General features: G+C 74.1%; 21 protein-coding genes and 1 pseudogene. 10 read left to right on the forward strand and 12 right to left on the reverse strand.

Annotation, left to right across the window (positions count from 1 at the left end):
• Positions 1–59 precede the first annotated feature (59 nt).
• Positions 60–332 (forward strand): hypothetical protein, encoded by a 273-nt coding sequence (locus tag ACFCLZ_RS02025; protein ID WP_380282837.1) that lies wholly within the window; start codon positions 60–62, stop codon positions 330–332.
• A 49-nt stretch (positions 333–381) separates the two neighbouring features.
• On the opposite strand, the gene ACFCLZ_RS02030 is transcribed toward ACFCLZ_RS02025, so the two are convergent.
• From ACFCLZ_RS02030 to ACFCLZ_RS02045, 4 genes are all read right to left on the reverse strand, one after another.
• Positions 382–1,047 (reverse strand): phosphoribosyltransferase, encoded by a 666-nt coding sequence (locus tag ACFCLZ_RS02030; protein WP_380282838.1) that lies wholly within the window; start codon positions 1,045–1,047, stop codon positions 382–384.
• Positions 1,044–1,373, reverse strand: coding sequence for a hypothetical protein (locus ACFCLZ_RS02035; RefSeq protein ID WP_380282839.1), 330 nt, complete (start codon positions 1,371–1,373; stop codon positions 1,044–1,046). Before ACFCLZ_RS02035 ends, ACFCLZ_RS02030 begins: the two co-directional genes overlap by 4 nt.
• A gap of 191 nt (positions 1,374–1,564) precedes the next feature.
• Entirely contained in the window at positions 1,565–2,323 is a 759-nt protein-coding gene (locus ACFCLZ_RS02040) for a polysaccharide deacetylase family protein (protein WP_380282840.1), read from the reverse strand.
• Positions 2,324–2,433: 110 nt separating this feature from the next.
• The gene (locus ACFCLZ_RS02045) at positions 2,434–3,549 is read right to left on the reverse strand and encodes an FAD-dependent oxidoreductase (protein ID WP_380282841.1); all 1,116 of its coding nucleotides are present in this window, start codon (positions 3,547–3,549) and stop codon (positions 2,434–2,436) included.
• Positions 3,550–3,631: 82 nt separating this feature from the next.
• Here ACFCLZ_RS02045 and ACFCLZ_RS02050 point away from each other — a divergent pair, with 82 nt between their 5' ends.
• From ACFCLZ_RS02050 to ACFCLZ_RS02065, 4 genes and pseudogenes are all read left to right on the forward strand, one after another.
• A complete protein-coding gene (locus tag ACFCLZ_RS02050) occupies positions 3,632–4,312 on the forward strand; it encodes a TetR/AcrR family transcriptional regulator (protein ID WP_380282842.1) in 681 nt (226 codons plus the stop codon).
• A gap of 134 nt (positions 4,313–4,446) precedes the next feature.
• Positions 4,447–5,193: a phosphotransferase family protein gene (locus tag ACFCLZ_RS02055; RefSeq protein ID WP_380282843.1), complete on the forward strand. Its 747-nt coding sequence runs from the start codon at positions 4,447–4,449 to the stop codon at positions 5,191–5,193.
• 169 nt (positions 5,194–5,362) lie between these two features.
• Positions 5,363–6,310: a molybdopterin-dependent oxidoreductase gene (locus ACFCLZ_RS02060; protein WP_380282844.1), complete on the forward strand. Its 948-nt coding sequence runs from the start codon at positions 5,363–5,365 to the stop codon at positions 6,308–6,310.
• Positions 6,311–6,404: 94 nt separating this feature from the next.
• Positions 6,405–6,719: pseudogene (locus tag ACFCLZ_RS02065) on the forward strand (flavin-dependent oxidoreductase); the annotation flags it as partial.
• Between the two features lie 146 nt (positions 6,720–6,865).
• Here ACFCLZ_RS02065 and ACFCLZ_RS02070 read toward each other — a convergent pair.
• The 3 genes from ACFCLZ_RS02070 to ACFCLZ_RS02080 all read right to left on the reverse strand — a co-directional run bounded on the left by ACFCLZ_RS02070 (position 6,866) and on the right by ACFCLZ_RS02080 (position 10,994).
• The gene (locus ACFCLZ_RS02070) at positions 6,866–7,192 is read right to left on the reverse strand and encodes a DUF6191 domain-containing protein (RefSeq protein WP_380282845.1); all 327 of its coding nucleotides are present in this window, start codon (positions 7,190–7,192) and stop codon (positions 6,866–6,868) included.
• 45 nt (positions 7,193–7,237) lie between these two features.
• Positions 7,238–9,706, reverse strand: a complete 2,469-nt coding sequence (locus tag ACFCLZ_RS02075; RefSeq protein WP_380282847.1) for a tetratricopeptide repeat protein — start codon at positions 9,704–9,706, stop codon at positions 7,238–7,240.
• 76 nt (positions 9,707–9,782) lie between these two features.
• Positions 9,783–10,994, reverse strand: coding sequence for a Dyp-type peroxidase (locus ACFCLZ_RS02080; RefSeq protein ID WP_380282848.1), 1,212 nt, complete (start codon positions 10,992–10,994; stop codon positions 9,783–9,785).
• 100 nt (positions 10,995–11,094) lie between these two features.
• On the opposite strand from ACFCLZ_RS02080, the gene ACFCLZ_RS02085 reads away from it, so the two are divergent.
• The gene (locus ACFCLZ_RS02085) at positions 11,095–12,384 is read left to right on the forward strand and encodes a right-handed parallel beta-helix repeat-containing protein (RefSeq protein WP_380282849.1); all 1,290 of its coding nucleotides are present in this window, start codon (positions 11,095–11,097) and stop codon (positions 12,382–12,384) included.
• A 71-nt stretch (positions 12,385–12,455) separates the two neighbouring features.
• Here ACFCLZ_RS02085 and ACFCLZ_RS02090 read toward each other — a convergent pair whose 3' ends face one another.
• Both ACFCLZ_RS02090 and ACFCLZ_RS02095 read right to left on the reverse strand, forming a co-directional pair.
• Complete coding sequence (locus ACFCLZ_RS02090; RefSeq protein WP_380282850.1) at positions 12,456–13,268, reverse strand: hypothetical protein; 813 nt, start codon at positions 13,266–13,268, stop codon at positions 12,456–12,458.
• 139 nt (positions 13,269–13,407) lie between these two features.
• Positions 13,408–16,203: an SdrD B-like domain-containing protein gene (locus tag ACFCLZ_RS02095; protein ID WP_380282851.1), complete on the reverse strand. Its 2,796-nt coding sequence runs from the start codon at positions 16,201–16,203 to the stop codon at positions 13,408–13,410.
• A 439-nt stretch (positions 16,204–16,642) separates the two neighbouring features.
• Between ACFCLZ_RS02095 and ACFCLZ_RS02100 the strand changes: the two genes are divergently transcribed.
• The 3 genes from ACFCLZ_RS02100 (at position 16,643) to ACFCLZ_RS02110 (ending at position 19,507) form a co-directional block, all read left to right on the forward strand.
• Positions 16,643–18,025, forward strand: coding sequence for a hypothetical protein (locus ACFCLZ_RS02100; protein ID WP_380282852.1), 1,383 nt, complete (start codon positions 16,643–16,645; stop codon positions 18,023–18,025).
• 214 nt (positions 18,026–18,239) lie between these two features.
• Complete coding sequence (locus ACFCLZ_RS02105; protein WP_380282853.1) at positions 18,240–18,623, forward strand: VOC family protein; 384 nt, start codon at positions 18,240–18,242, stop codon at positions 18,621–18,623.
• 155 nt (positions 18,624–18,778) lie between these two features.
• Positions 18,779–19,507: a hypothetical protein gene (locus ACFCLZ_RS02110; protein WP_380282854.1), complete on the forward strand. Its 729-nt coding sequence runs from the start codon at positions 18,779–18,781 to the stop codon at positions 19,505–19,507.
• Between the two features lie 291 nt (positions 19,508–19,798).
• On the opposite strand, the gene ACFCLZ_RS02115 is transcribed toward ACFCLZ_RS02110, so the two are convergent.
• Genes ACFCLZ_RS02115 through ACFCLZ_RS02125 form a run of 3 tightly spaced genes read right to left on the reverse strand, consistent with a single transcriptional unit; the run spans position 19,799 to position 22,073 of the window.
• Positions 19,799–21,262: an MFS transporter gene (locus ACFCLZ_RS02115; protein WP_380282855.1), complete on the reverse strand. Its 1,464-nt coding sequence runs from the start codon at positions 21,260–21,262 to the stop codon at positions 19,799–19,801.
• Positions 21,262–21,723 (reverse strand): SRPBCC family protein, encoded by a 462-nt coding sequence (locus ACFCLZ_RS02120; RefSeq protein WP_380282856.1) that lies wholly within the window; start codon positions 21,721–21,723, stop codon positions 21,262–21,264. Before ACFCLZ_RS02120 ends, ACFCLZ_RS02115 begins: the two co-directional genes overlap by 1 nt.
• On the reverse strand, positions 21,720–22,073 hold the full coding sequence (locus tag ACFCLZ_RS02125) for an ArsR/SmtB family transcription factor (protein WP_380282857.1): 354 nt from the start codon (positions 22,071–22,073) through the stop codon (positions 21,720–21,722). Before ACFCLZ_RS02125 ends, ACFCLZ_RS02120 begins: the two co-directional genes overlap by 4 nt.
• A gap of 182 nt (positions 22,074–22,255) precedes the next feature.
• Between ACFCLZ_RS02125 and ACFCLZ_RS02130 the strand changes: the two genes are divergently transcribed.
• On the forward strand, positions 22,256–23,032 hold the full coding sequence (locus tag ACFCLZ_RS02130) for an NAD(P)-binding domain-containing protein (RefSeq protein ID WP_380282858.1): 777 nt from the start codon (positions 22,256–22,258) through the stop codon (positions 23,030–23,032).
• Positions 23,033–23,038: the final 6 nt, after the last annotated feature.

The following is a 23,038-nucleotide window of genomic DNA, read 5'->3' on the forward strand; positions in this document are numbered from 1 at the left end:
CCCACGAACTACTACACGCCTGTAGAGTTGGCCCGACGGCCCGCCCAGGAGGGGGAGACATGGCAGAGAATCCCCGGCAGCACACTGCCGCGACCCGCCCGGCCGACGTGCCCGGCTGGCAGCCGCCGGAGCACGAGGTCGAACCGGCCTACCAGCCGGTCCAGATCAACCGGGCGGACGGCAGCTGGGCGGTGGGCCGGATCAACGCCTGGTGGCGCCCGGCCGGCGCCCAGGCGTGGTGCCGCGTCCGGGCGGTGGGACGGGGCGAGGCCCCCGCCTGGATGCCCTTCGACCCCGAGCACCTGCTGCTGCTCCCGGCCACCGGCATCTGACCCGCTCGGCGGCTCAGCCCGCTCGGCGGCTCCCAACCCACTCGGCGGCTCAGCCCGGGCGGCGCGCCGCCGGATGCTCGCGCAGCAGGACCGCCACCTCGCGGTCGGTGACGTCCCGGAAGTCGCCGTACCAGGGGCCCGCCGCGTGCAGGTAGGTGGCCTCGCGCAGACAGAGCAGGACGTCCACCACCCGGCGCAGCCCCGCCGCCGACCGGGCGTCGCACACCGGCGCGGCCAGCACCAGCCGGCCCGGCCCGCGCCCGCGCAGCGCGTGCACCACGGCCGGGACGACCGGCCCGAACACCACCCCGTCGGTGACCAGCACCACCGTCCGGCCGTCCACGGGAACGGGCGGCCTGCAGTCCCGGTACAGCTTCTCCAGCCGGTGCAGCTCCACGCGCTGGTGGGTCACCTCGGCCTCCAGGTCCTCCTCCCCCAGCCCGAGGCCGCGCATCGCCCGCCGGTTCAGCACCGGCGGGCCCTCGTCGGCCAGTGCGCCGAGCGGGGTGCCGTTGCCGGGCGCGTTGAGCGGCCGGGCCACCACCACGTCCAGCGGGGCCGCCAGCTCGCGCGCGACCTCGGCCGCGACCGCGACGCCGCCCGGGGCCAGCCCGACGACCACCGGCTCCTCCCCCGCCCGGGCGCGCAGGTACTCGCCCGTCCGCCGGGCCAGCCTGCGTCCGGCGTCCCTGCGGTTGGTGAACAGCGCGGTCACGTCCTCCTCCTCGTCGGTCCGGGGCCTCGGTCCCCCCGGCGGCGCGGGCGCCGCAGGACCACCGGCGGGCCGGACAGGGCGATCACGGCGCACCCGGCGCAGACGGCGGCCAGGACGGCGCAGGTGGCCCGGTCCGGCGCCGGGCCGGCACCGCCGCGCGGGGCGAGGACGGCGAAGGCCGCGGCGGCGCAGCCGAACAGCACCAGGATGACCGCCGCGATCGGCCGCCGCAGTTCCAACGGGGCGAGCGGGAGGTCGCGGCGTTCGCCGGGTCGGCGCGTGCCGCCCGGTGCCTGCCCGGCGTCCAGTCCGTGTCGCTCGTCCATAGCGGTCCCCAGGGGATCGGTCACCGCCTCTGCCGCCGCGCGCCTACCCCGGGGCGCCGTCGGCACACACCGTTACGGAGATCCTTCGTCGGAGGCGCTCGGAGTGGTCCTTCGCGCCCAGCGCTCCGCGGACGTCGTGCTCGGCCGGCCGGTGTCCGCCGGACCGGCGAGCGTCGGGGCGCAGGTGGCCGTCAGGTGGGCAGGCCGGTGGCGGGGTCGAGGAAGGTGTCCAGGGTGGTGACGCGGTAGCCGCGGGTCTCGGCGGCGTCCAGGATCAGGGGCAGGGCGGCCGGGTCGAGGCCGGGGCCGTTGGAGGGGCTGCTGCCGAGGTGGAGTTGCAGGATCGCGCCCGGGGTGAGGGCGGTGACGGCGCGCTCGACGGCCTGCTCGACGGTCATGCCGCCGGCGGTGCCGAGGTAGCCGTTGGTGTCCTGGGTGAACTCGATGTCGGCGTGGCCGAGGGCGTTGACCACCGCGATGGCCTCGGGTGTGGTCTCGCCGTAGGGGAAGCGGTAGCAGGGCAGGGGTACGGCACCGGAGGCGTCGCGGATCGCCCGGTCGGCCCGGCGGACCTGGGCGCGCAGGCCGTCCGCCGTGAGGTCGGCGAGCGGCGGGTGGTCGTAGGAGTGGTTGGCCAGTCCGTGACCGGCGGCGGCGATCGCCCGGGCAGCGGCCGGCTGCTGTTCGGCGAAGCGGCCGGTGAGGAAGAAGGTGGCTCCGACGCCGCGGCGGTCGAGTTCGGCGAGCACCTCGGGAAGGCCGTCCTCGTTCCAGGCGGCGTTGAAGGTCAGCGCCAGGACCCGCTCCCCGGTCGGCAGGCGGCGGACCTCCCGGCCCAGCAGGGAACGGCCGGACGCGGCGGCGGCCGGGCCGCCGAGGACGGCGAGCGTGGCCGCGGCCGCCGCCGCGAGGAAGGATCGGCGGTCGGGGCCCGCCCGGTGTACGGTCACGGCCGCAGTATCGGGGGCCCCGGCCCACCCGGTGCGGCGCCGCGCGGTGACGCCCGGCAACGTCGGCCCGGCGTCGACCCGGCGTCGGAGCGGCGTCGGAGCGGCTGCGGTCAGACGGGTCGGAAGAAGGCCAGCATCCTCCGGCCGGCGTCCGGCGACGCCAGGATGTCCTGGACGTAGGCGGACTGGCGGCCGGCGGCGCCGGCGCGTTCGAACATCTCGCGTTCGTACTCCTCGACGGCGGCGGGGAAGTCGTCCGGGTGCGCGGCCAGCGCGAGGCCGAGCAGGGCGCCGTCGAGCAGCGCCATGTTGGCGCCCTGCCCCACCGGCGGCATCAGGTGCGCGGCATCGCCGAGCAGCGTGACGTCCGGTGCCTGCGGCCAGGTGAGGCCGACCGGGAGGGCGGCGATCGTCCGGGGCAGGATCGTGTCGGCGCAGGCCGCGATCAGCGCGGTGAACCGCGGGTCCCAGCCGGCGAACAGGTCGATCAGCCGCGCCCGGGCGGCGGCCGGGTCGTCGAACGGGATCCCGCTGTCGGCGAACCAGTCCTCGGCGGTGTGGTGGAAGCCGAGGTAGACGCGGACCCGGCCGTCGCCGTTGCGCTGCGCCGCGAGGGACTGCCCGTTGCCGAGCACCCAGTAGTTGCCGCGTCCGACCATCGCCGCGAGGTCGGGGCGGGTGCGGTCGATGTCGGGAATGCCGAGTTCGACGACGCTCTGGCCGGTGTGCGCCGGCCGGGCGTCGGTGAGCAGCGCGCGGACCCGGGAGTGCGCGCCGTCCGCGCCGACCAGCAGGTCGTACCCCGCCGTGCTGCCGTCGGCGAAGCGCACCTGCCCGTCACCGGCCGACTCGCACGCGTGCCCCCAGCGCACCGTGTGGGCGGGGAGGGAGCCCAGCAGGAGGTCGCGCAGGTCGGCGCGGTCGACCTCGGGCCGCTCCAGCGGGGCGTCCTCGGGCGTGTCCTCCTGGAGCAGCAGGGTGCCGTCCGGATCGAGGAGGCGCAGGTCCTGGCCCTGGCGGCGGGCGATCGCGTGGAACCCGTCGATCAGACCGGCCTCGCGCAGCGCCCGCTGTCCGGTCCCGGAGTGCAGATCGAGCATGCCGCCCTGAGCGCGTGCGCCGCGCGAGGACTCGCGTTCGTACACGACGGCGTCGATGCCGTTCACGTGCAGCACCCGGGCGAGGAGCAGGCCGCCCAGGCCGGCTCCCACGATGGCGATGGTCATGACTACTCCGATTCACCGTATCGGTCGATACACCGTATCAAGCAAAGTCACCGTAACAGGCGGGCGAGGTATCGTCAGCGGCATGTTGGTATGGGAGCGGCCAGAACCGTCGGATCGACCGGCGCCGGCCCCGCTGAGCCGGGAGCGGATCGTCGGAGCGGCGGTCCGGCTGGCCGACGCGGACGGCCTGGAGGCGGTGTCGCTGCGCAAGGTCGCCGCCGCGCTGGAGGTCGGGCCGATGCGGCTGTACGGCTACATCGCCACCAAGGACGAGCTGCTCGACCTGATGGTCGACGCGGTCTACGCCGAGATCCGGCCGGCCGGGGACGGCTGGCGGCAGGTGCTGCACTCCCTGGCCGAAGCCACGCGGCAGGCCGCCCACCGGCACGAATGGTTCGCCGATCTGATCGGCGGCCGGCCACAGCTCGGGCCGCACACGCTGGCCGGCGGGGAGGCCGTGGTGGCCGCGATGGACGGCGTCGCACTGGACGTCACCGTGCCCGCGATCGCCGCGGTCAACGCGTACGTGGTCGGCGCGGTGCGTCGGGAGATCACCGAGCGGCGCGCCGAGCGGGCCACCGGGATGGACAAGGAGCAGTGGCAGGCCGCCTACGGGCCGTACCTGGAGCGGGCCTTCGCCACGGGCCGGTTCCCCGCCCTGGCCACGGTCGTCCGCGACGGCCCCCACCTCGACCCCGACCAGACCTTCCGGACCGGCCTCGACTTCCTGCTCGACGGCATCGGGGCCCGCATCCCGGACTGAGGCGCGGGGCGTGACCCGGCCGGAGGTCGGTGCCGTGCACGAGGCCGCCGGGTGGCGCGGGACGCGGTCAGCCGCGCAGTCGCCCGCGATAAACCCGGCGACGTCGGCGGTCGTCCCCGGGATACTGGTCGCCCATGGATGAGGTCCAAGTCGTCGTCGCCCATTCCGAGCGCGCGACCCTGCGCGTCGGCGATGTGTTCCTGAAGGTGGACGCCGATCAGGCGCGCATCGACGTCGAGGTCGAGGCGATGTCCCTCGCACCCGTCCCGACCCCGAAGGTCCTGTGGCGCAAGCCGCCCGTACTCGCGATCGCCGCACTCCCGGGGACGACGCTCGGGCGCCTCGGCGGGCCGTCGACCGGGTCACCGGCGGCGTGGGCCGCGGCGGGCGCCGCCATCCGCAAACTGCACGACGCGCCGCTGCCGCCCCGGCCCGGCCGGGCGGGGCGGAGCGTCGTCGCGCTGGCGGCGGAACTCGACGACGAGTGCGAGTCGCTCGTGACGAACGGCGTCCTGCCCGCCGACCTGGTCACCCGCAACCGCCAGGTCGCCGAGGCCGCGCTCCGGCCGTGGACACCGGCGTTCACGCACGGCGACCTGCAGATCGCGCACGTCTTCGTCGACGACGGCGAGGTCACCGGCATCATCGACTGGTCCGAGGCGGGCCAGGGTGACGCCCTGTACGACCTCGCCACCTTCACACTCGGACACGGGGAGCACCTCGACGACGTCATCGCCGGCTATGGCACCGCCATCGACCTCGAGGTGATCCACGCGTGGTGGTCGCTGCGAAGCCTGCTGGCAGTCCGCTGGCTGATCGAGCACGGCTTCGACCCCTTCGCGCCGGGCTGTGAGGTCGACGTGCTGAGATCCCGGATGTGAGGCACCGCTCCTTCCACGACCCAACGGCACTCGCCCGGTGCGGCGGCCGGGCAAGGGGCAGGCCGCTGCGGGCGGCGGGGTGGACACGGATCGTTCGGGGCCGGAATCCTTCCTCTGGTCCCCCCGCGGTCCGCCCATTCCGGCCCACCCGACGACGTACGGAGCCCGCGTGCAGGCAACGCCCGCCGATCCGAGCACTCCCGACAGCTTCCTCACCCCCCTCGGACACCTCTTCGTCCGCAGCCACCTCGGGCCGCCGCCCGAACTGGACGCCTCCTCCTGGACGTTGACCGTCGAGGGCCTGGTGGAGCGGCCGCTCTGGCTGGACCTGTCGGCGCTGCGCGGGCTGCCGCGGACGAGCCTGACCGCCTTCCACGAGTGCTTCGGCAGCCCGTCGCGTCCCGACGTCCCGACCCGTGCGGTCGCCAACCTGGAGTGGTCCGGCGTCGCGCTCGCCGCCGTCCTGGACCTCGCGACCCCGCGCCCGCAGGCCCGGCACATCTGGTTCGAGGGAGCGGACCGCGGCTCGTTCGCGGGCGAGAGCGGGCTGACGTACCTGAAGGACCTGCCGCTGGAGCAGGCCCGGGACGAGGTGCTGCTGGCCGACACCGTCAACGGCGCACCGCTGCCGGGGCGGCACGGCTTCCCGCTGCGCGCGGTGGCGCCCCGGATGTTCGCCACCAACTCGGTGAAGTGGCTGACCCGCCTGGTACTGGCCGACCACCGGCCCGAGCACCTGTTCACCACCCGCCTCTACACCCGCCGCCCGCCCGGCGGCGGCGCCCCGCGTCCGGTCCGGGAGGTCGACGTCAACAGCAAGCTCCTCGCCCCGCACGACGGCCAGCGGGTGGCGGCCGGGACGCACGAGGTGACCGGCCGGTCGTGGAGCTTCGCACCGGTCGTCTCGGTGGAGGTCGCCGTCGACGACGGCGGCTGGCAGCCGGCGCTCCTCCAACCGCGCGGCCCGCAGCCCGTCTGGCAGCGCTTCACCCTCCCCTGCCGCCTCACCCCCGGCCCGCACCGCATCCGCTGCCGGGCCACCGACGCCCGCGGCCGCGTCCAGCCGCCGGCCGGCGCCCGGAACGCCGTCCACACCGTGGAGGTAGTGGCCGGCTGACCCCGCGCGCAGCGTCATCACAGGCCGGTCCGGGCGGTACGCTCGGGAGGCAGCGGGCGCCGACCGCGCCCCGGGGGAAGGCGGGTTCGGACGGATGAAGGTCCTCGTCGTCGGTGGAGGAATCGCCGGACTGACCTGTGCCCTGAGCCTGCACGCGGGCGAGCCGCTGGTGTGCGAGGCCGCGCGGGGCATCTAGGCGCTCGGGGTGGGGATCAATCTGCTGCCGCACGCCGTCCGGGAGCTGGCCGAACTCAGGCTCGCCGGCGAGCTGGCCGCCGTCGCCCTGGCACCCCGCCGACTGGTGTACCAGGACCGGACGGGCGCCCCGGTGTGGGAGGAGCCGCTCGGGCTCGCGGCCGGCTACCGCTGGCCCCAGTACTCGGTGCACCGCGGCCGGCTGCACCTGGTGCCCACCGGGGAGGCCGAGGCGATCACCGGACGGTACCGGGAACTCAGCGGCGGCACCGTCGCCCAGGTCAACACCCACCCCTCCTGGACGGTCCTCGGCCCGACGGCCCGTCCGGCGGGGTCGTAGGGTGCCCGGAGGGCGCGTCCCTAGCGCTGCTGGTCGATGAAGGCGATGCCGAGGTCCAGGTCGAGGCGGGTGCGGGGCGGAGCACCGGTGTGGTCGTCGTCCCGCAGGACCAGCTGAGTCCGCCGCTGCTCGATCTGGACGCGCTTGTTCGCGTTGAAGAAGGCGTGCAACTCCTCGGTCGCGGTGGCGCCGAGGCCGAGCCCGCCACCGCTCGGCGTTCGGGCGGCCAGGCGGCGGGAGAGCCATCCCGGCCGGCCCGACCGCACCACGACCTGCCGGCCCGCCGCCAGAGTGAAGGGCACGATCACCAGCACGGCCATGAGGAGCAGGCCCGACATCATCACCATGTCCGCCCAACGCGCGGAGCCGGCACCGCCGTTCCCGGCCCGGGATCAAGCCCGTGGCTCGGGCTCGGCCACCGCCAGGACCTCCTGGAGCTCAGCGATGTCCTGGCGGGTGGCGAGTGTGTGGGGATGGTCCTCGCCCAACCGCTCGCGCTGGATGCCGAGGACCGCCTCCAGCTCCTTCCCGGCCGCTTCCCGCTCCCCCAGGCCGACCAGCGCCAGGGCGAGGCTGCGGCGGGTGGGGAGAACGGCCGGGTGGGTGTCACCCCACCGCTCGCTCTCGAGAGCGAGCACCGCCTCCAGCTCGGCCCTGGCCACCTCGGCCTCCCCCATGATGAGGAGCACCACGGCAAGGTTGTGACGGGTGACGAGGGTCTCGGGGTGGTTCTCACCCATCCGGGCCCGTCGGATGGCGAGAACCGCCTCGTACTCCGCCCTGGCCGCTTCCAACTCCCCGAGATCGCAGAGGAGCTGGGCGATTGCGCTCCGGGTGCTGAGCGCCCCGGGATGGTCCTCGTCGAAGCGACCGCGTCGGGCGACGAGAATGGCCTCGAACTCCGCCCGGGCCGCCTCCAGCTCCCCCAGGTCGTACAGCACCAGGGCGAGGTGGTGCCGGGTGACGAGCATCTCCGGATCGTTCCGGTCGGACTCCTCCTCCTGGATGGCCAGGATCGCCTCGAACTCCGCCCGCGCCGCTTCCAACTCCCCCTGGCCGTAGAGGATCCGAGCGAGTTCGTGCCGGGTGGTGAGCGTGAGGTGGTCGGTGTCGCCCAACTCGTCCCGCCGGGCGACGAGAAGGGATTCGAGCTCCGCCCGGGCCGCGTCGGTCTCCCCCATGCCGAGCAGCACCAGCGCCAGGTCATGACGGGTGTTCAGGGTGAGCGGATGGGTGTCGCCGCCCCGCTCACGTACGATCGTGAGGACCGACTCGAGCTCCGCCCGGGCTGCCTCGAACTCACCCAGGTCACGCAGGACTGCGGCGAGATGCTGCCGAGTGGCGAGCGAATCGGGCTGCGTATCGTCCAACCGCTCGCGTTCCAGGGCGAGGATCGCCTCGAACTCCACTCGGGCCTGGGTGAACAGGCCACCGATCCGCAGGTACCGGGCGGCCAGGTCGACGGTCGCGGTGAGGTCCAGAAGATCCCGGTCGGTGAGCGGCCCCGTCTCGATCCGGTGGAAGCCGTCGAGGATGTGCGGTGAGAGCAGTCGCCAGATGGTCCACGACTGGGATTCCTCCGGCACCCCGGTCTCCTCCGCGAGTGCCGCTGCGACCAGGAGGCGTGCGGCGGTGGCTCCGGCCTCGGGCGAGCGCGAGGCGTCGCGGACCAGGGGGTGCATGCGCAGCACGGGGAGCGTGTCCGGGGCGGCCTCCGGGAGGTCGATCAGGCCGAACGCGGCGAGGGCGGTGAGGTGCTGCCACAGGGCCGGGCCGTCCAGTTCGGCGAGCGGCCCGGCGTCGGCCAGCCGGCCGGGGGTGAGCAGCAGGGTGTAGGGCAGATCGGCGTCGGCGAAGGAGGCGATCAGCTCCAGCAGCCGCCGGGCGTGGGTGTGGCCGCGCTGTTCGAGCAGGTCGAGGGACATCGCCCAGGTCCGGGACAGCGCGTGCTCGCGGTCCAGGCCCTGCGGGCCGTCCTCCCACGCCCGCCGGTAGTCGGCGTAGGTGGTCGGGGTGCCGGGTGCCCGGAAGGGGGCCGGTGTGCGGGCCGCCTCGGTGAGGTAGGCACCGGCCAGGTACAGGGCGAGCGGGAGGCCGCCGAGGCGGGCGGCGAGGGTGTGCGCCTCGGCCTCGGTGCCGGCGGTGGCGGGGGCGTGGTCGCGCAGGATGCGGGCGGCGTCGTCGAGGCGGTCGCCGGTCAGGGGTTGCAGGGGGTGCAGCCGGGCGGCGGGTCCCCAGGTGGCGGGGGTGCCCTCGCGGGTGGTGACCAGGACGGTGCCGGCTCCGGGGGCGGGGCGGATCCAGCCGGTGCCCGCGTTCAGCGCGCCGGGGCCGTCCAGCAGGGCCGGGTCGTCGGCGTTGTCGACGACGAGCAGCCAGGGCGCGTCCAGGCGCGCCAGGCGGGACCACAGGACGTCGGCGGTGTCGCCGCGGTCGAGTTCCTCGGGTGCGGCGCCCACCTGGCGGGCGACGGCGCGCAGCGCGGCCTCCAGGGCGGGGCCGTTGCGGGCCTCGACCCACCACACCCGGTGTCCGGTCGCGGTCCGGCGGGCGGCGAGTTCCAGCGCGAGGGTGGTCTTGCCGCAGCCGCCCATCCCGCACAGCACCAGCAGTCCCTCCCCCGCCGGTGCGGCCTCCAGGCGGGCCAGGACGTCGGCCCGGCCCCGGAGCGGGCGGTTGGCGTCCCGCAGGCCCAGCGGCGGCGCCACGGTGACCGGGACGGCCTGCTCGACGGGGTCGCAGGCGCGGATGACGACGTCGGCGCGCCCGGCCTGGACGACGGTGCCGTGCACCGTGCTGTCCGTCAGCCGGTTGTGCACGCGGGCGCCGGCCTCGTCCACGTCCCCGTACTCCCCGCCCACCCGCAGCCCCCTGCCCTGTGCATCCGACCGCCCCCATCCTCGCGCATGCCGGTGCGGCGCCGCGACGGACGGCGGGTCAGGCCCAGAGGTGGTCGCCGAGGGCGGCGCCCTCCGGGGCGCCGGGGAGGACGTAGGCGACGGCGGAGGCGGTGTGTTCGAGGAAGGGGTTGAGGGCGTCGCGCTCGGCGAGGCGGTTCTGGACGCGGGTGAACTGGCCCGGGTCGCGCATGAAGGCGCAGAAGAGCAGGCCGCGGTCCCCGGGGGCGTCGTCGTAGCTGTAGCCGCGGCGCAGCATCCGGGCGCCGCCGTCGAGGCGGGGGCCGGTGAGGCGGACGTGGGCGGTGGTGGGGATGACGTAGGCGCCGTCGGGGTGCTTGGCGTAGAGGTCGGGCTCGTCGTGTTCGGCGGTGCCGGTCAGCGGGGCGCCGTCGCCGATGCGGCGGCCCATGGCGAGGTTCTGCTGTTCCTCGGGGAGCGCGGCGAAGGCGACGGTGTCCATCCGGATCCGCCGGTAGACCAGGACGGTGGCGTTCTCGTGCGGCCCGGCCGGGCCCCAGACCCACTGGCGGGCGAGGTCCTCGTCGGGGTTGGCGGTGCCGTCCTTGAAGCCGAACAGGTTGCGGGGGGTGGCGCCGGGCGCGGTGCGGGGCAGGAAGCCGGACTGCGCCCAGCGGGGCGTGGCGCCGGCGCCGTGGGCGGCCGTGGTGGCGAGTTCGGCGACGACGGCGAGCGTCCAGTGGTCGGCGGCGCACAGCTGGAGCAGCAGGTCGCCGCCGCCGCGGGCCGGGTCGAGGCGGTCGCCGGGGAAGGCCGGCAGGTCGGCGAACCCGGCGGGGACGGCGAGGGCGAGCCGGGCGGCGAGGGCCGGGCCGAGGCCGACCAGCGAGGTGAGCCGGGGGGCGCCGTCCTCGGTGCGCAGGCGCGGGTCGGGTGCCGGTCCGGCCGAGGCGGCCAGGGTGCGGGTCCAGGCGGCGAGCAGGGTGCGCAGGGCCTCGCGGTCCGCGGCGGCGGAGGTGGCCGGGAGGTCGAAGGCGAGCAGCTTGGTCGCGGGGAGCTGGGGGGACGTCAGTGCGGCCTGCCGGGCGCCGTGGAAGGGGATCGGCCCCTCGGGCGGCGGTGCCCCGGTGGTGGCGCGGCCGGGTGCGCGGTCGCCGGCCGCCAGTTCGCCCACCGTCGCGCCGACGCCGGCGGCGAGCACCGCCCCGGCGGCCAGCAGCGCCCGACGCCGCCCGACGCCGGGGGCGGCGGAGGGGTACGATGGCGACGCTTTTCGGGGTTCGGTGGGCATGCGCCCTATTGGAGACGATAGAACACGTGCCATGCAAATCACGTTTCCTGATCGTCAGTCACCCCGCAGGACCGCTGTCAGCACCGTCACCGCCGCGGCCGTGACCGCCGCGGTCGCCCTGGCGGCCGCCGGGTGCTCCTCCTCCGGTCCGGCCGCGGAGGACGCCAAGCACCCGGCGGGGAGCGTGGTCCGCGTGCCCGAGGACTTCCCCAGCGTCCAGAAGGCGGTGGACGTCGCCCGCGAGGGCGACACGGTGCTGATCGGCCCCGGCACCTACCGCGAGAGCGTGCGGGTCGCCAAGGCGAACGTCGTGGTGCGCGGCACGGACCGCTCGGCGGTGGTCTTCGACGGCGGGCTGAAGCTGGCCAACGGCATCACCGCCACCGGCCCCGGCACGGTGGTGGAGAACCTCACCGTCCACGGCTACCTGGCCAACGGCGTGCTGTTCACCGGGGTGACGGACGAGAAGCTGCAGCAGCGCGGCGCGGGCGGCTCGGCGTACGACCCGCTGGACACCGAGCGCTTCCCGCCCGTGGTGGGCTTCCGGGCGACCCGGGTGACGGCGTACAACAACGGCCTGTACGGCATCTACGCCTTCGACGCGCGCGCCGGGGTGATCGAGGAGTCGTACGCCTCCGGGCACGCCGACTCCGGCATCTACGTCGGCCAGTGCAAGCCGTGCGACACCCTGGTGCGCGGCAACACGGTGGAGCGCAACGCCGTCGGCATCGAGCTGACGAACGCCTCGGACAACCTGTCGATCCTGGGCAACCGCGCGGCGGGCAACCGGGTGGGCGTCACGGTGAACTCCAACGACCTGGAGGCGCTGGCCCCGCAGCACGCCGCGGTGATCGCGGGCAACGTGGTCGTCGACAACAACGCCGCCGACTCGCCCCAGCAGGCGGACGGGGGCTTCGGCATCGGCATCGGGATCGGCGGCGGCACGGCGAACCGGGTGGAGCGCAACCTCGTCCGCGGCAACCGCGCGGCCGGGGTGATCATCACCGACCCGGCGGGCCACCCGGCGAGCGGCAACCGGGTCGAGGGCAACCAGGTGGACGGCAACGGCGCCGACCTGGTGCTCGGCTCCGTCGACCCGGGCAACTGCTTCAGCGGCAACCGGCCCGGCACGCAGCACCCGGAGGGCCTGGAGGCCGCGGCGGCCTGCGGCGGGCCGCCGCGCGGGCCGCTGGCCGCCGGGCGGGCGGCACCGGTGCAGGCGCCGCCCGGCATGGCGTTCAGCCAGGTGCCGGCGCCGCCCGCGCAGCCGTCGCTGCCCGATCCGTCGGCGCCCGCCCGCCCGGCGACGGGCCTGCCGGGGGCGGTCGACCCGGCGGCGTACCCGCTGCCCACGGACCCCGGCGCGCTGCCGCCGCAGCCGACGGGGTGACGGGCGGTCGGCGGGTGGCAGGCGGTCGGCCGGGTGACGGACGGCCGAACGGTCGAACGGCCGGGTGACGGTCAGCCGGTGAGCCAGGGCGCCTCGGGGAGCTTGGCGGTGTCGTCCCGCCCGCCGAACCCGACCGTGGCCGGGGTGCCCAGGCCCGGCATCCGCATCGTCACCTGCCGCAGCCCCCCGTCCCCGTCGACCCAGTAGGTCAGCGGCGACCGCTCGCCGTCGGGCGCGGCGCCCTGGGCGCGCGGGCCGGCGAACCGGTCGTGGTCGCGGCCGTCGAGGCGGTCGCGGCCGAGCCAGCGCGCGCCGGACTGGGCGAGCAGCAGCGGATTGTCGGGCCGGTCGGCGCCGAGCTCGACGATCAGCCGGAGCCCGGCGTCCAGCGGGTCGGCGGTGTAGCTGCGCGGGGACCAGCCCTGCCGGGGGACGCGCTCGGCCTGCTGCCAGGCCGGGCCGTCCACGCCGGCCGGTTCGGGGCTGAGCCCGAGGCCGCCGGCGTCCCAGACCACCAGGCCGTGGTCGAGCGGGCCGTTCGCCCCGGTGGTGTGGTAACGGCCCACGCCGTGGCGGGTGCGGTAGTCGACGACGCCCTCGACCCGAACGGAGATGCCCCCGCCCTCGGCGGCGGTGAGCGTCACCGCGACCGGGCTGGCCTGGAACAGGGTGAGCCGCGACAGGGCCAGGCGGGAGGCCTCGTCGACGGTCACCGGCCGTTCCCCGGGCTCGTCGGAGAGCATGCGGTAGCCGACCAGCCCGCCCACGGCGGCGGCGCACACCGCGAGGGCGAGCAGGCTCCGGAGCCAGGAGGTCCGGCGACGCGGCCCGGGGTCCGGCGCGGGGTCCGGCTTGGAGGTGGCGGCCTTCGTCTTCCGGGCCATGCGGATGCCTTCTCTCGTCGTTCGGTTCCAACACACACGGGCGGGTCCGGAGACCATCGGTCTCCGGACCCGCCCTGGGCCCTCGGCGGCGGTACCGCCCGGGCCTCAGCGGCCCGGGCGGGGAACTGCCGGAGGCAGGCTACCGGTGCTGGGCCCGGCGCCGGCGTGCCAGCAGCACCAACGCGGTGCCGAGCACGGTCAGCGTGCCCGCACCGGCCACCATCACCGGAGTACCGTCGCTCGCACCCGTGTTCGCCAGGTGCCCGGGGGCGGGCGCGGGCGCGGGCGGCGTCGCGGCCGGGGACGGCAGCGTCGGCGCCTGGGTCTGCGTCGGGGTCGGCGTGGGAGTCGGCGTCGGCGTCGGCGTCTCGGTGGGCGTCGGCGTCGGCGTCGCGGTCGGGGTGGGCGTCGGCTTCAGCCGGTTGACGGCCGTCACCTCGACTCCGGCCGCGAGGTTGTCGGCGTTCAGCACCAGCGGGCCGAACACCGTGACCTCCGGCGCGGAGTAGCCCTCGGGCGGGCTCACCTCCTGCCAGAAGTACGACCCCGGCGCACCGCTGCCCTTGCAGATGCCGTCGGCCCCGGTGGTACAGGGCTCGCCGACCTTCGTGTCGGGCTTGTCACCGGTGCTCTGCAGCCCGGTGGTGCCGTTGGTCTCCTTCCAGAGCTGGAACTTCGCGCCCGCCAGCGGCTTGCCGTCCTGGTCGTGCTTGACCAGGCGCAGCGCGCCCTCCTGCTGGCGGAAGCCGAAGTCGAAGGTGTGGTCGTTCTCGCCCGGTCCGCCGGTGGTCAGCGCGCGCTCGGCGTACTGCCCGCCCGCCGGGACGACACCCTTCGAGTTGATGAAGGCGTTGTCACCGGCGTCAGCGTCGGTCGGCACCCACTGGTAGAGGGGGCCGCCCTTGGCGTAGTCGGCGGGGTTGTCGAGCCGGACGGTGTACTTCGTGCGCGGCTTGAGGCCGCCCGTGACGTTGGTGTCGTCGAAGTAGTACTCACCGCGATCGGTCGTCCTGGTGGTGCCGACGAGCTTCCCCGTCTCGTCGTAGAGGTTGACCGTCGCTCCGGGCACGGGCTTCTGGCCCGGGCGCTGGATGCCGCTGCGCTCGGGGTCGTACCAGACGCGGTTGCCGATCTGGAGCGGGGCCTGGTCGCAGAGCACCTCCAGGTCGCCCATCGAGGCGCCCTTGCCGAACGGGTCGGGACCGCCGGGCGGGGTGAGCCGGAAACCGAACTTCGGGTCCTGCTGGCCGTTCCGCTGGAGGAACGACGTGCCGTACCCGAGGGCCTCGTGGTTCGGGTCGAACGCGGAGGTCGCGATGGTGTTCTCGACCTTCGAGTTCGCCAGGCCCGCGAAGGCCGTGTTGCGGTGACCGCCCCAGCTGGTGTCGAAGAAGCGGGTGCCCCGGGGGGACAGTCCGCAGCCGTTGTTGGTGTCCATCACGTAGCTGCCGTTGGCCGGGCAGGCCTTGTTCAGGTCACCGCCCGACATGACGGCGGAGTAGGGGACACCGTCCGGCGCGCGGTCGGCGAAGCGGTCGCGGAAGGCCAGCAGCATCGAGCCGTCGGTCTCGAACGCGATCTCGCCCAGCTCGGGTTCGGGCTGGGCGATCAGGCTGGTGCCGCAGGCGTTGCCGTTCTGCGAGGTCGGCCAGGTGCCGGTCCACGGGAACCAGGCCGCCCCGTCGCAGGGGCCCCCTCCGACGGTCGACTGGCGCGGGTAGTCCAGCGGCTGGTTCAGGATCGCCGCCGAGAAGGCGCCGGTGGCCAGGTCGAACGGCAGCACCACCGCCTTCAGGTCGGACGCCTTGCCGGTCGACTCGCCCGAGCAGACGCCGCCGAGGAAGCCGGTGCCGTCCTGGAGGCCGAGGCCGAACGGACGCCAGTCCCCGGCCGCGGGGCAGCCCGGGTCGGGGATGGGGTAGACGGCCTTCGGCGCGGAGGCCGTGGGCACGGAGGCGTTGTAGCGGTAGAGCTTGCGGTCGTTGAGGTTGACGACGAAGAGGTCCTGGCCGTCCTCGGTGACCTTGATGCCGCCGAGGCTCTCCTTGCCCGGCACCGCGATGAACCCGTCGTCGGTGCCGCCGCCGTGGGCGGTGGAACCGGCGTTCGGGACGGTGGTGAACAGCGACGTCTGCTTCGACGCCACGTCCGTCACGTAGATCCCGCCCGCGCCGCCGGGACCGTAGTCCGTCGCGCGCTTGGCGACCGCCGAGGAGAACACCCGCCGGTCGGCCTTGTTCCACGCGATGCCGTACAGCGTGCCGGTCTCGGCGTTGGTGGCGATGTTGGTCGCCTTCGCGTCCTTGCCGTCCTGGCCGCGCGCGCTGTACGGGAAGGAGACCAGCGTGCGCTGGGTGCCGTCCTCGCGCGAGGCCGCCTGGCAGGTCGTCACCAGGGTGGCGTTCTTCTGACAGTAGTCACCGGGGTACCACAGCCCGGTGGTGAGCGCCACGTTCTTGCCGTCGGAGACGTCGACGAACTCCTCGTTGCTGCTGAGCTGGTTGGGCGCGCCGCCCAGGCCCTCGCGGGAGGCGAAGGCCGGGTAGAGCGTGCCCGGCTTCGGGTTCACCACCTGGACGCGGTACTTGCCGCCGGCGAGCTTGGTGCCCGGCGTCAGCGTCACCGTGCCGTCCGCCGCCGTGGTGCCCTCGATCCCGGCGCCCTCGTCGTCGGTGAGGGTCACCTTCACGCCCGCCATACCGGGTTCGAGCGCGGCCTGCCACACGCCGTCGGTGTCCACGGCCCGCACCACGCGGACCGTCACCGTCCCGTCGGCCGTCTGCGGGAACGCGGCCGGGGCGGCCACCAGCGAGCACGCCCCGATTCCGAGGAGCAGCGCCGCGGCGCCCCCCACGGTGCGGCGGCCGAGCACACCCGGCGGCCGCCGTTCCGGGCCGCGAACGGCACCGGTTCCCTGATCACGTGTCGTTGTCATCCCTGCTCTCATGATGCGGTTGGGCCTGCCGCCCCGACCCCGCGAGGGAGTCCGCGTGTGACGGAAAGCCGTCATTGTTAACGGGAGCTTAAGGGGCCTTCGTACAAGTTCGCAGGAAAACCAGGAACTTTGACAGCAGATCAGACGTTCCGATGGACTGTGTGCTGACGGTTCAGCTGACGGACCGTCAACGACGGGAGAGGGCGGCGAGACCGGCGCCGAAACCCGCCAGGACACGGCCCTCCGGGGTGACAGCCAACTGCTCCTCCGCCGCGGGCTGTTCGGCCGGTGGATCTCCGCTCACGGTCTGGATTCTAGCGGAGCCCTCCGACATCACCGGAGCCGGCCACGGGCCGCCGGGCCGTCGCGGGGTTGTGACGTCCGCGGGGTGGTGCGGGCCGGACCGGAGCGGGGAGACTGCCGCCGGGGGGTGACGCCGGTGAGCGGTCGAGTCGTGTCGGGACGGGGGCGGACCGAGGTGGAACTGGAGTTCCCGGATCCGGCCCGGGTGGTGCTGCTGACTGCGGAGACGGTGCCGAGGAAGTGGATCACCCTCCGCGAGCGCGACGGAGTGTGGACGCCGGGGCACCCGAACATCCACGGCTACGGCCGCGCCGCCGTGCCGCTGTCGCCGGAGCGGCAGCGGGCGATGCGGCGGATCACCGTCGACGCCTCGGAGCGCTGGACGGTGACGGTGCACGATCCCGGCGACACGGTCGCGTTGGCCACGGGGGCGAAGGGCAGCGGACCCCGGCTCCTGGAGTACCGGGGCGGGGCCGCCCGGGCGGTGGTGACCCAGACCCACGACACGGCCGGCGCCCTGCGGGTGGTCCACTACCCCGACGGGCCCGACGAGCCGCCGGTGGTGGTGGCCGACACCTTCGACTTCGTCCTGAGCACCAGGAACCGGAACGGATTCGCGCTGGACGGACCGCAGTTCGTGGTCGTCGAACACGGCCAGGACTGGTCGTTCACGGTCGAGTCCGCCGACCTCCCGCGGTCGACGGCGCTGGTCCGCAACGGGTTCGGGAACTCCACCGAGCTGTTCGACCGCCCGGATCCGGGGCGGCCGGCGGTGCTGGAGATGGCCCTCGCGTCCGGCTCGTGCGGCGTCGACGTCCTGGACGAGAACGGCCGCTTCCTCACCTCGCACCGGGTCCGCGGCGCCGAGAGCCCGGCCTCCGTCCCGCTCTGGGGCGGCCGGAAGGACGCCGCCCTCGGCCGCCTCGGCCTGCGGGTCGAGGACTGCGACAGCACCTGGCGGATGACCCTGCGGCCGGACCGGCCGGAACGCCGGCTGGTCGACCGGGCCGAGGGCGACGGCGGTGAACTGCTCTGCTACCAGGGCCCGCCCGCGGTGCTGCAGGTCCGGCGGCCGGTCGAGAAGGACAGGTGGCTCGGCGTCGAGGCCCCGGGCGGACGCGTTTCGGGCCTCCACGCGGAGGAGTGGTGCGGGGCGCTCCTGATCGGCGCCGCCCCGTACCCCGAGGTGATCTCGGTGGAGGCGACGGGCGGCTGGGTCCTGGAGGTGACCCCGCTCGACGGGGTGCGCACCGTCTCCGGCCGCCTGACCGGCCGCGGCAGCGAGGTCGTCCGGTGGACGGGCGACCGCAGGCGGATCGCCGTCCGCAACCGGCCGCGCCACCGGAGCCGGAGCTGGCGCGGCATCCGGCTCGGCGCCGCCGTGTGGAGCGCCGACGGCCCGCGCGACGCCGCGACGGCCTACCCGGACGCCCCGGCGCGGGACGTGGCGCCGCTGCCGGGCTGCCTGCTGCTGGTCCACGACCCCTACCACGCGGGCTGGCGGCTCACCGCCCGCTGACCGCACGGCCACTATGTGAGGGCCGGCACCGGGCCGGCCACCGTCACGGTGCCGAAGCCGAAGCCGAAGGCGATGACGGCGTTGACCGCCACCGTCCGCCGCAGCTCCCGGGAGGCGCGGTGCGGGTGCCGGCGACCGCCGGAACCGGGCGGCGCCCTGAAGGCGCAGCGCGACCAGGTGGCGTTCGGGGCGGAAATCGGGAAGGCTCGGGCCCATGGTCTCGGTAGTGCAGAACGTGGCGATCGACTGTGCGGACGCCTATGAGCTGGCCCGGTTCTGGAGCGGGGTGACCGGCCGTCCGCTGCATCCGGACGACCGGCCGGGCGACCGCGAGGTGCAGGTGCTGCTGACGGAGGGCCCGGTCCTGTACTTCAACCAGGTGCCCGAGCCCAAGACGGTCAAGAACCGGCTCCACCTGTGCCTGCGCCCGGACACCACGCGCGATCTGGAGGTGGAGCGGCTGCTGGGCCTCGGCGCCGCCCTCGTCGCCGATCGCCGCAACCCCGACGGCTCCGGCTGGGCGGTCCTCGCCGATCCCGAGGGCAACGAGTTCTGTGTGCTGCGCAGCGAGTCCGACCGGGCCGCCCAGGCGTCCTGAGCTCGCGCCGGGGAGGCCTCCCGCTCCCCTGGCACAGCGTCCGGGTGAAGCTCGGGAACCCACCGCGAAGCGGGGCGGCCGGTCGTACCCGATCTGCCACCCTGAGGGCCCGTCGGCCGCCCGGCCGGCGGGCCCGTCCCCCGTGGAGGCTCCCCATGACCACCACTCCCGACGTCCTCGCCCGGCCCGAGGAACCCGACGCCCCACCTCGGCACGGCCACCGCTTCCTCCTGATCGGCAGGAAGACGGTCTTCGTCTACCACCTCCCGCTCTACTTCGTCCCCGTCCACGCCTTCCAGCTGATCAGCAGGTTCGGCCTGGCCCAGACCCTGCACGACCTCTACCTCAAGGACCTCGCCGCCAACGAGGACAAGCAGGTCTACTACTCCCTCTTCTCCGAGGGCCACTGGCCGCTCCAGGAGATCGTCGACGGCACCCGCACCTCGCTGCCCGTCGAACTCGAACGGGTGACCGTCGACAGCGCCGGCACCCGGACCTTCACCAAGATCCTCGACGAGACCACCGCGACCTGCCGCAAGGAGGACGTCGTCCTCTACCAGCCGCTGAACGCCACCGGCTACCCCGACTACCTCACCTACCTCGCCTTCGGCCAGGGCGACGAGGTCCACCTCGCCCACCAGCTCGCCGCCTCCCCGAACTGGGACGAGGTCATCACCACGGCCCAGCCGACCGGCTTCCAGCAGACCGACCTCGACCACGCGGCCGCCGTCACCATCCCCGCCATCAAGGACCCCAAGGGCGTCGTCACCAAGAGCCCCCTGACCAAGGGCCAGTCCTACGACGGCACGATCGGCGCCCGCAAGGTCTCCTTCACCACCGGCCGCCAGGGCTGGTGGAACCACACCAGCCTCAACAGCAAGTAGCCCCCGCCACCGGGTCACGGCCGCCCCTCGCCACTACCGCAGAGCGCCGGCCCGGCGGCCGTGACCCCGCGGGGGAACCGGGACCTGCGCGCCCCGGACGCCGTCGACCTCGACGATGACGGCGGAGGGGAGGAGTGAGCCGGGTGCCGTCCAGACCCGCAGCGACACCGAGGACCTCGGCGCCGGGGTTCGCTGGTGGGGCTGGGGCCTTGTCGACGGATTCGGGTCCGGCCCTCCGTGGAATCCGGAACAGGAATCACGCCAGGAGGGATCCAGGGTGTGTCCCGTAGGTCAAGGTGAGGTTGACGGTGCCCTGGTAGGCACGTTCTCGCTCGCGTCCGCCGACACACCGCGGGACAGGCCGAATCGCTTGCCGAGGAGCGTCAACGCGGTGATCAAGGCGAGAGCGGCGAAGACGCCGGCCGCCCCGAACGCGGCATGCTGCCCGGCGGTGAGTGCGAGCGGTGTCGGACCACCGATCGCGGACGTGCGGGCGGCGGCGACGCTGGTGCAGATGGCGGTGCCGACGGCGGTGCCGACGGCGAAGGAGGTGTCGGCGAGGCCGGCGGCCAGGCCCGAGTCCTTTTCGGTGACGCCGGTCAGCGCGGCGATCTGTGCGCATACCGTGACGGCGCCCATTCCCGCCCCGAACAAGAACAGGGCCGCCGGCAGAAGACTCATCGGGCCACCGGCCGGTATGCGGGTGAGCAGCAGGCAGCCACAACCGAGCAGGACGGTCCCGGCGGCAGCTACCCGCCCCGGGCCGAGCCTGGGCACGATCCGTTGGCTCAGCAGTGCGCCTGCGGCCGCGGTGACGGTCATCATCGCGGCCGCCAGCCCGAACTGCGCCGCCGGCCGGCCGTGCACCTGCTGCACGAAGGAGGTGAGGGTGACGAGCATGCCGTCGACGGTCATGCCCGCGATGAGCAGGAGGAGGTTGCCGCCGATCAGCGTGCGCGAGCGCAGCGCCCGAAAGGAAACGAGCGGGGCCGCCGATCGCTTCTCTATCAGGATGAACATCCGGACCAGCACGGCCACGGCGGCCAGGAGCCCGATGCTCCGTCCATTCGCCCACCCGGATGTCGGCACCCGGGTGATCACGTAGACGAGCAGAACGAGTGCTGGGGCGATGGTCAGCGCACCAGGGAGGTCGAAGGAACGGGAGCGTGCTCGATCCCGGCTTTCGCGCAGCATGGCGGGGGCGAGCACCAGCACGAGGGTCCCGACCGGGACGTTGACCCAGAACACCCACTGCCAGCCGAGGACATCGGTGATGACGCCGCCCAGTAGGAGACCGGCGGTGGCGCCGAGCCCGCCGAGGCCGCCCCAGATACCGAGCGCCTTGTTCCGCTCGATCCCTTCGGGGAAAGTGTTCATGACCATCGACAACGCGGCCGGAGCGATGATCGCGGCCGAGACGCCCTGCACCGCCCGGGCGGCCACCAGGGCCTGGATGGACGGAGCGAGCCCGCAGGCCAGCGAGGCCACGATCCGCAGCACCATCCCGGCGATGAACACACGTCGACGGCCCAGCAGATCCGCGGCGCGGCCGCATAACAACAGCAGCCCGCTGAAGGCCAGCGCGTAGGCCGTCACGGTCCATTGGATCGCAGGACCGTGCAGGCGAAGGTGGCCTTCGATCGCGGGCAGAGCGGCGAGCAGGCTGGTGCCGTCCAGAATCGTCATGAAGAACGCCGTGCCCAGCAGCGCCAGCACCCGCCAACGGCGAGTCTGCGAAGAGTTGCTCGTGGTCATCACTGTTGCTCGATGCTTCGCAGCAGTTCGGCGGCGAGCGCGTCGAGCCACGTGCCGGTGCCCTGCTCCCGCCAGCTCGGTTCTTCGCGGCCGTCGAGGAAGGTGCCCTGCTCGGTGAGTAGCAGCCGGGTGCCACCACCCTCGGGGAGGAACTCCACCGTCGTCAGCGACACTGTCGCAAGGTCCTGCCCCTCGGACAGCGTGGAGGTGTAGACGATCCGCTCGTCCTGGACGATGTCGCGGTACCAGGACTCGAACGTCAGCACCGGCCCACCGCCGGAGCGGGCGCGGTTGACCTCCCGCCCACCGACGCGGAAATCAAGCTCGTGCTCGGCGTCGAGGCCGGCGAACCAGCGGGCCTTCGCTTCGGGGACGGCCCACGCGGCGAACACTGTGGCCGGTGAGGCCGCGTAGCGGCGTTCGAGGGTGAACGTGGCATGCGTGACCACGTGATCGGTCATGGTGTGCTCCCTTGATCCGGGCTGTCGCAGTGTTCGGTCAGGTAGTCGCCGAGGCGATCGAGGCGGTGTTCCCAGGCAGTGCGCTGCGCAGCGATCCAGTCCTCGGCCATGCGCAGCACACCCGGCTCGATGTGGCAGGTGCGCACCCTTCCGGCCTTCTCGGACCGGACCAGTCCGCACGCCTCCAGTACCTGTAGGTGCTGCATCACCGCCGGCAGCGACATGGCCAGCGGCCGGGCCAGCTCACTGACCGAGGCGGGCCCGCGGATCAACCGCTCGACGATGTCCCGGCGAGTCGCGTCCGCCAGCGCTTGGAACACCCGGTCCAACGAACCAGATTGGTTAAGCATGTGCCTAACTATTCGATGCGGGCAGCGAATAGTCAAGCGCTTGATTAACTTTCCTTCCGTCGGGGGCGCGCCGCTCCCTCCTGGTGGAGTGGCGGAGGAGAATCACCGACGGGCTGTGGCGGGGAGCGCGACTGACGTAACGTCGGTTCCTCCGTCCGACCCAGCACGCGGAGGAACACACCGTGCAGCGCATCGGCATCATCGGAGTGGGCGAGATCGGGCGGGCGATCGTCGAGGGCCTGCGCGACGGTGGCGGCGACGGTGGCGGTGCGTCACCGGACGTCTTCCTCTCGCCCCGGGGCGCCCGCACCGCCGCCGAACTGTCCGAGCGCTTCGAGCGCGTCGACGTGTGCGCGGGCAACCAGGAGGTGGTGGACCGCTCCGAGGTGGTGGTCATCGCCGTGCGCCGCCAGGACCACCACGAGGCGCTCGCCGGGCTGACGGTGCCCGAGGACAGGACCGTGGTCAACCTGACGGCCGGCGTCTCCACCGACGGCCTGCGCCGGACCCTCGCCACCGGTGCCGCGATCGTCGGCGCCATCCCGCTGCCCGCCGTGCGCGAACGCCGCTCCGTCACCGTGACGTACCCCTCGCACCCGGTGGTGGACGCCCTCTTCGGCCGGCTGGGCGGAGTGCTCCCCGTCGCGGACCAGGACGCCTTCGACGTCTTCTCCGCGCTGACCTCGACCCTCACCGCCCACTACGCCTACCTCAGCACGCTCACCTCGTGGGCCACCGACCACGGCATCGCCCCCGACGCCGCCGACCACTACGTGCGCGGCCTCTTCCAGAGCGTCGGCCGCTCGCTGGGCGACGAGTCCCGCCCGCTGCACCGGCTCGCCGCCGACCACGAGACACCCGGGGGAAGCAACGAACGCATCCGCACCACCTGGTTCGACCCGTCCAACGCCGCGGCCCTCAAGAAGGCCCTGGACGGCCTCCTCGACGACCTGAGGTAGCGGCGT

This window comes from Kitasatospora purpeofusca, assembly GCF_042691725.1.
Lineage (GTDB): Bacteria > Actinomycetota > Actinomycetes > Streptomycetales > Streptomycetaceae > Kitasatospora > Kitasatospora purpeofusca_B.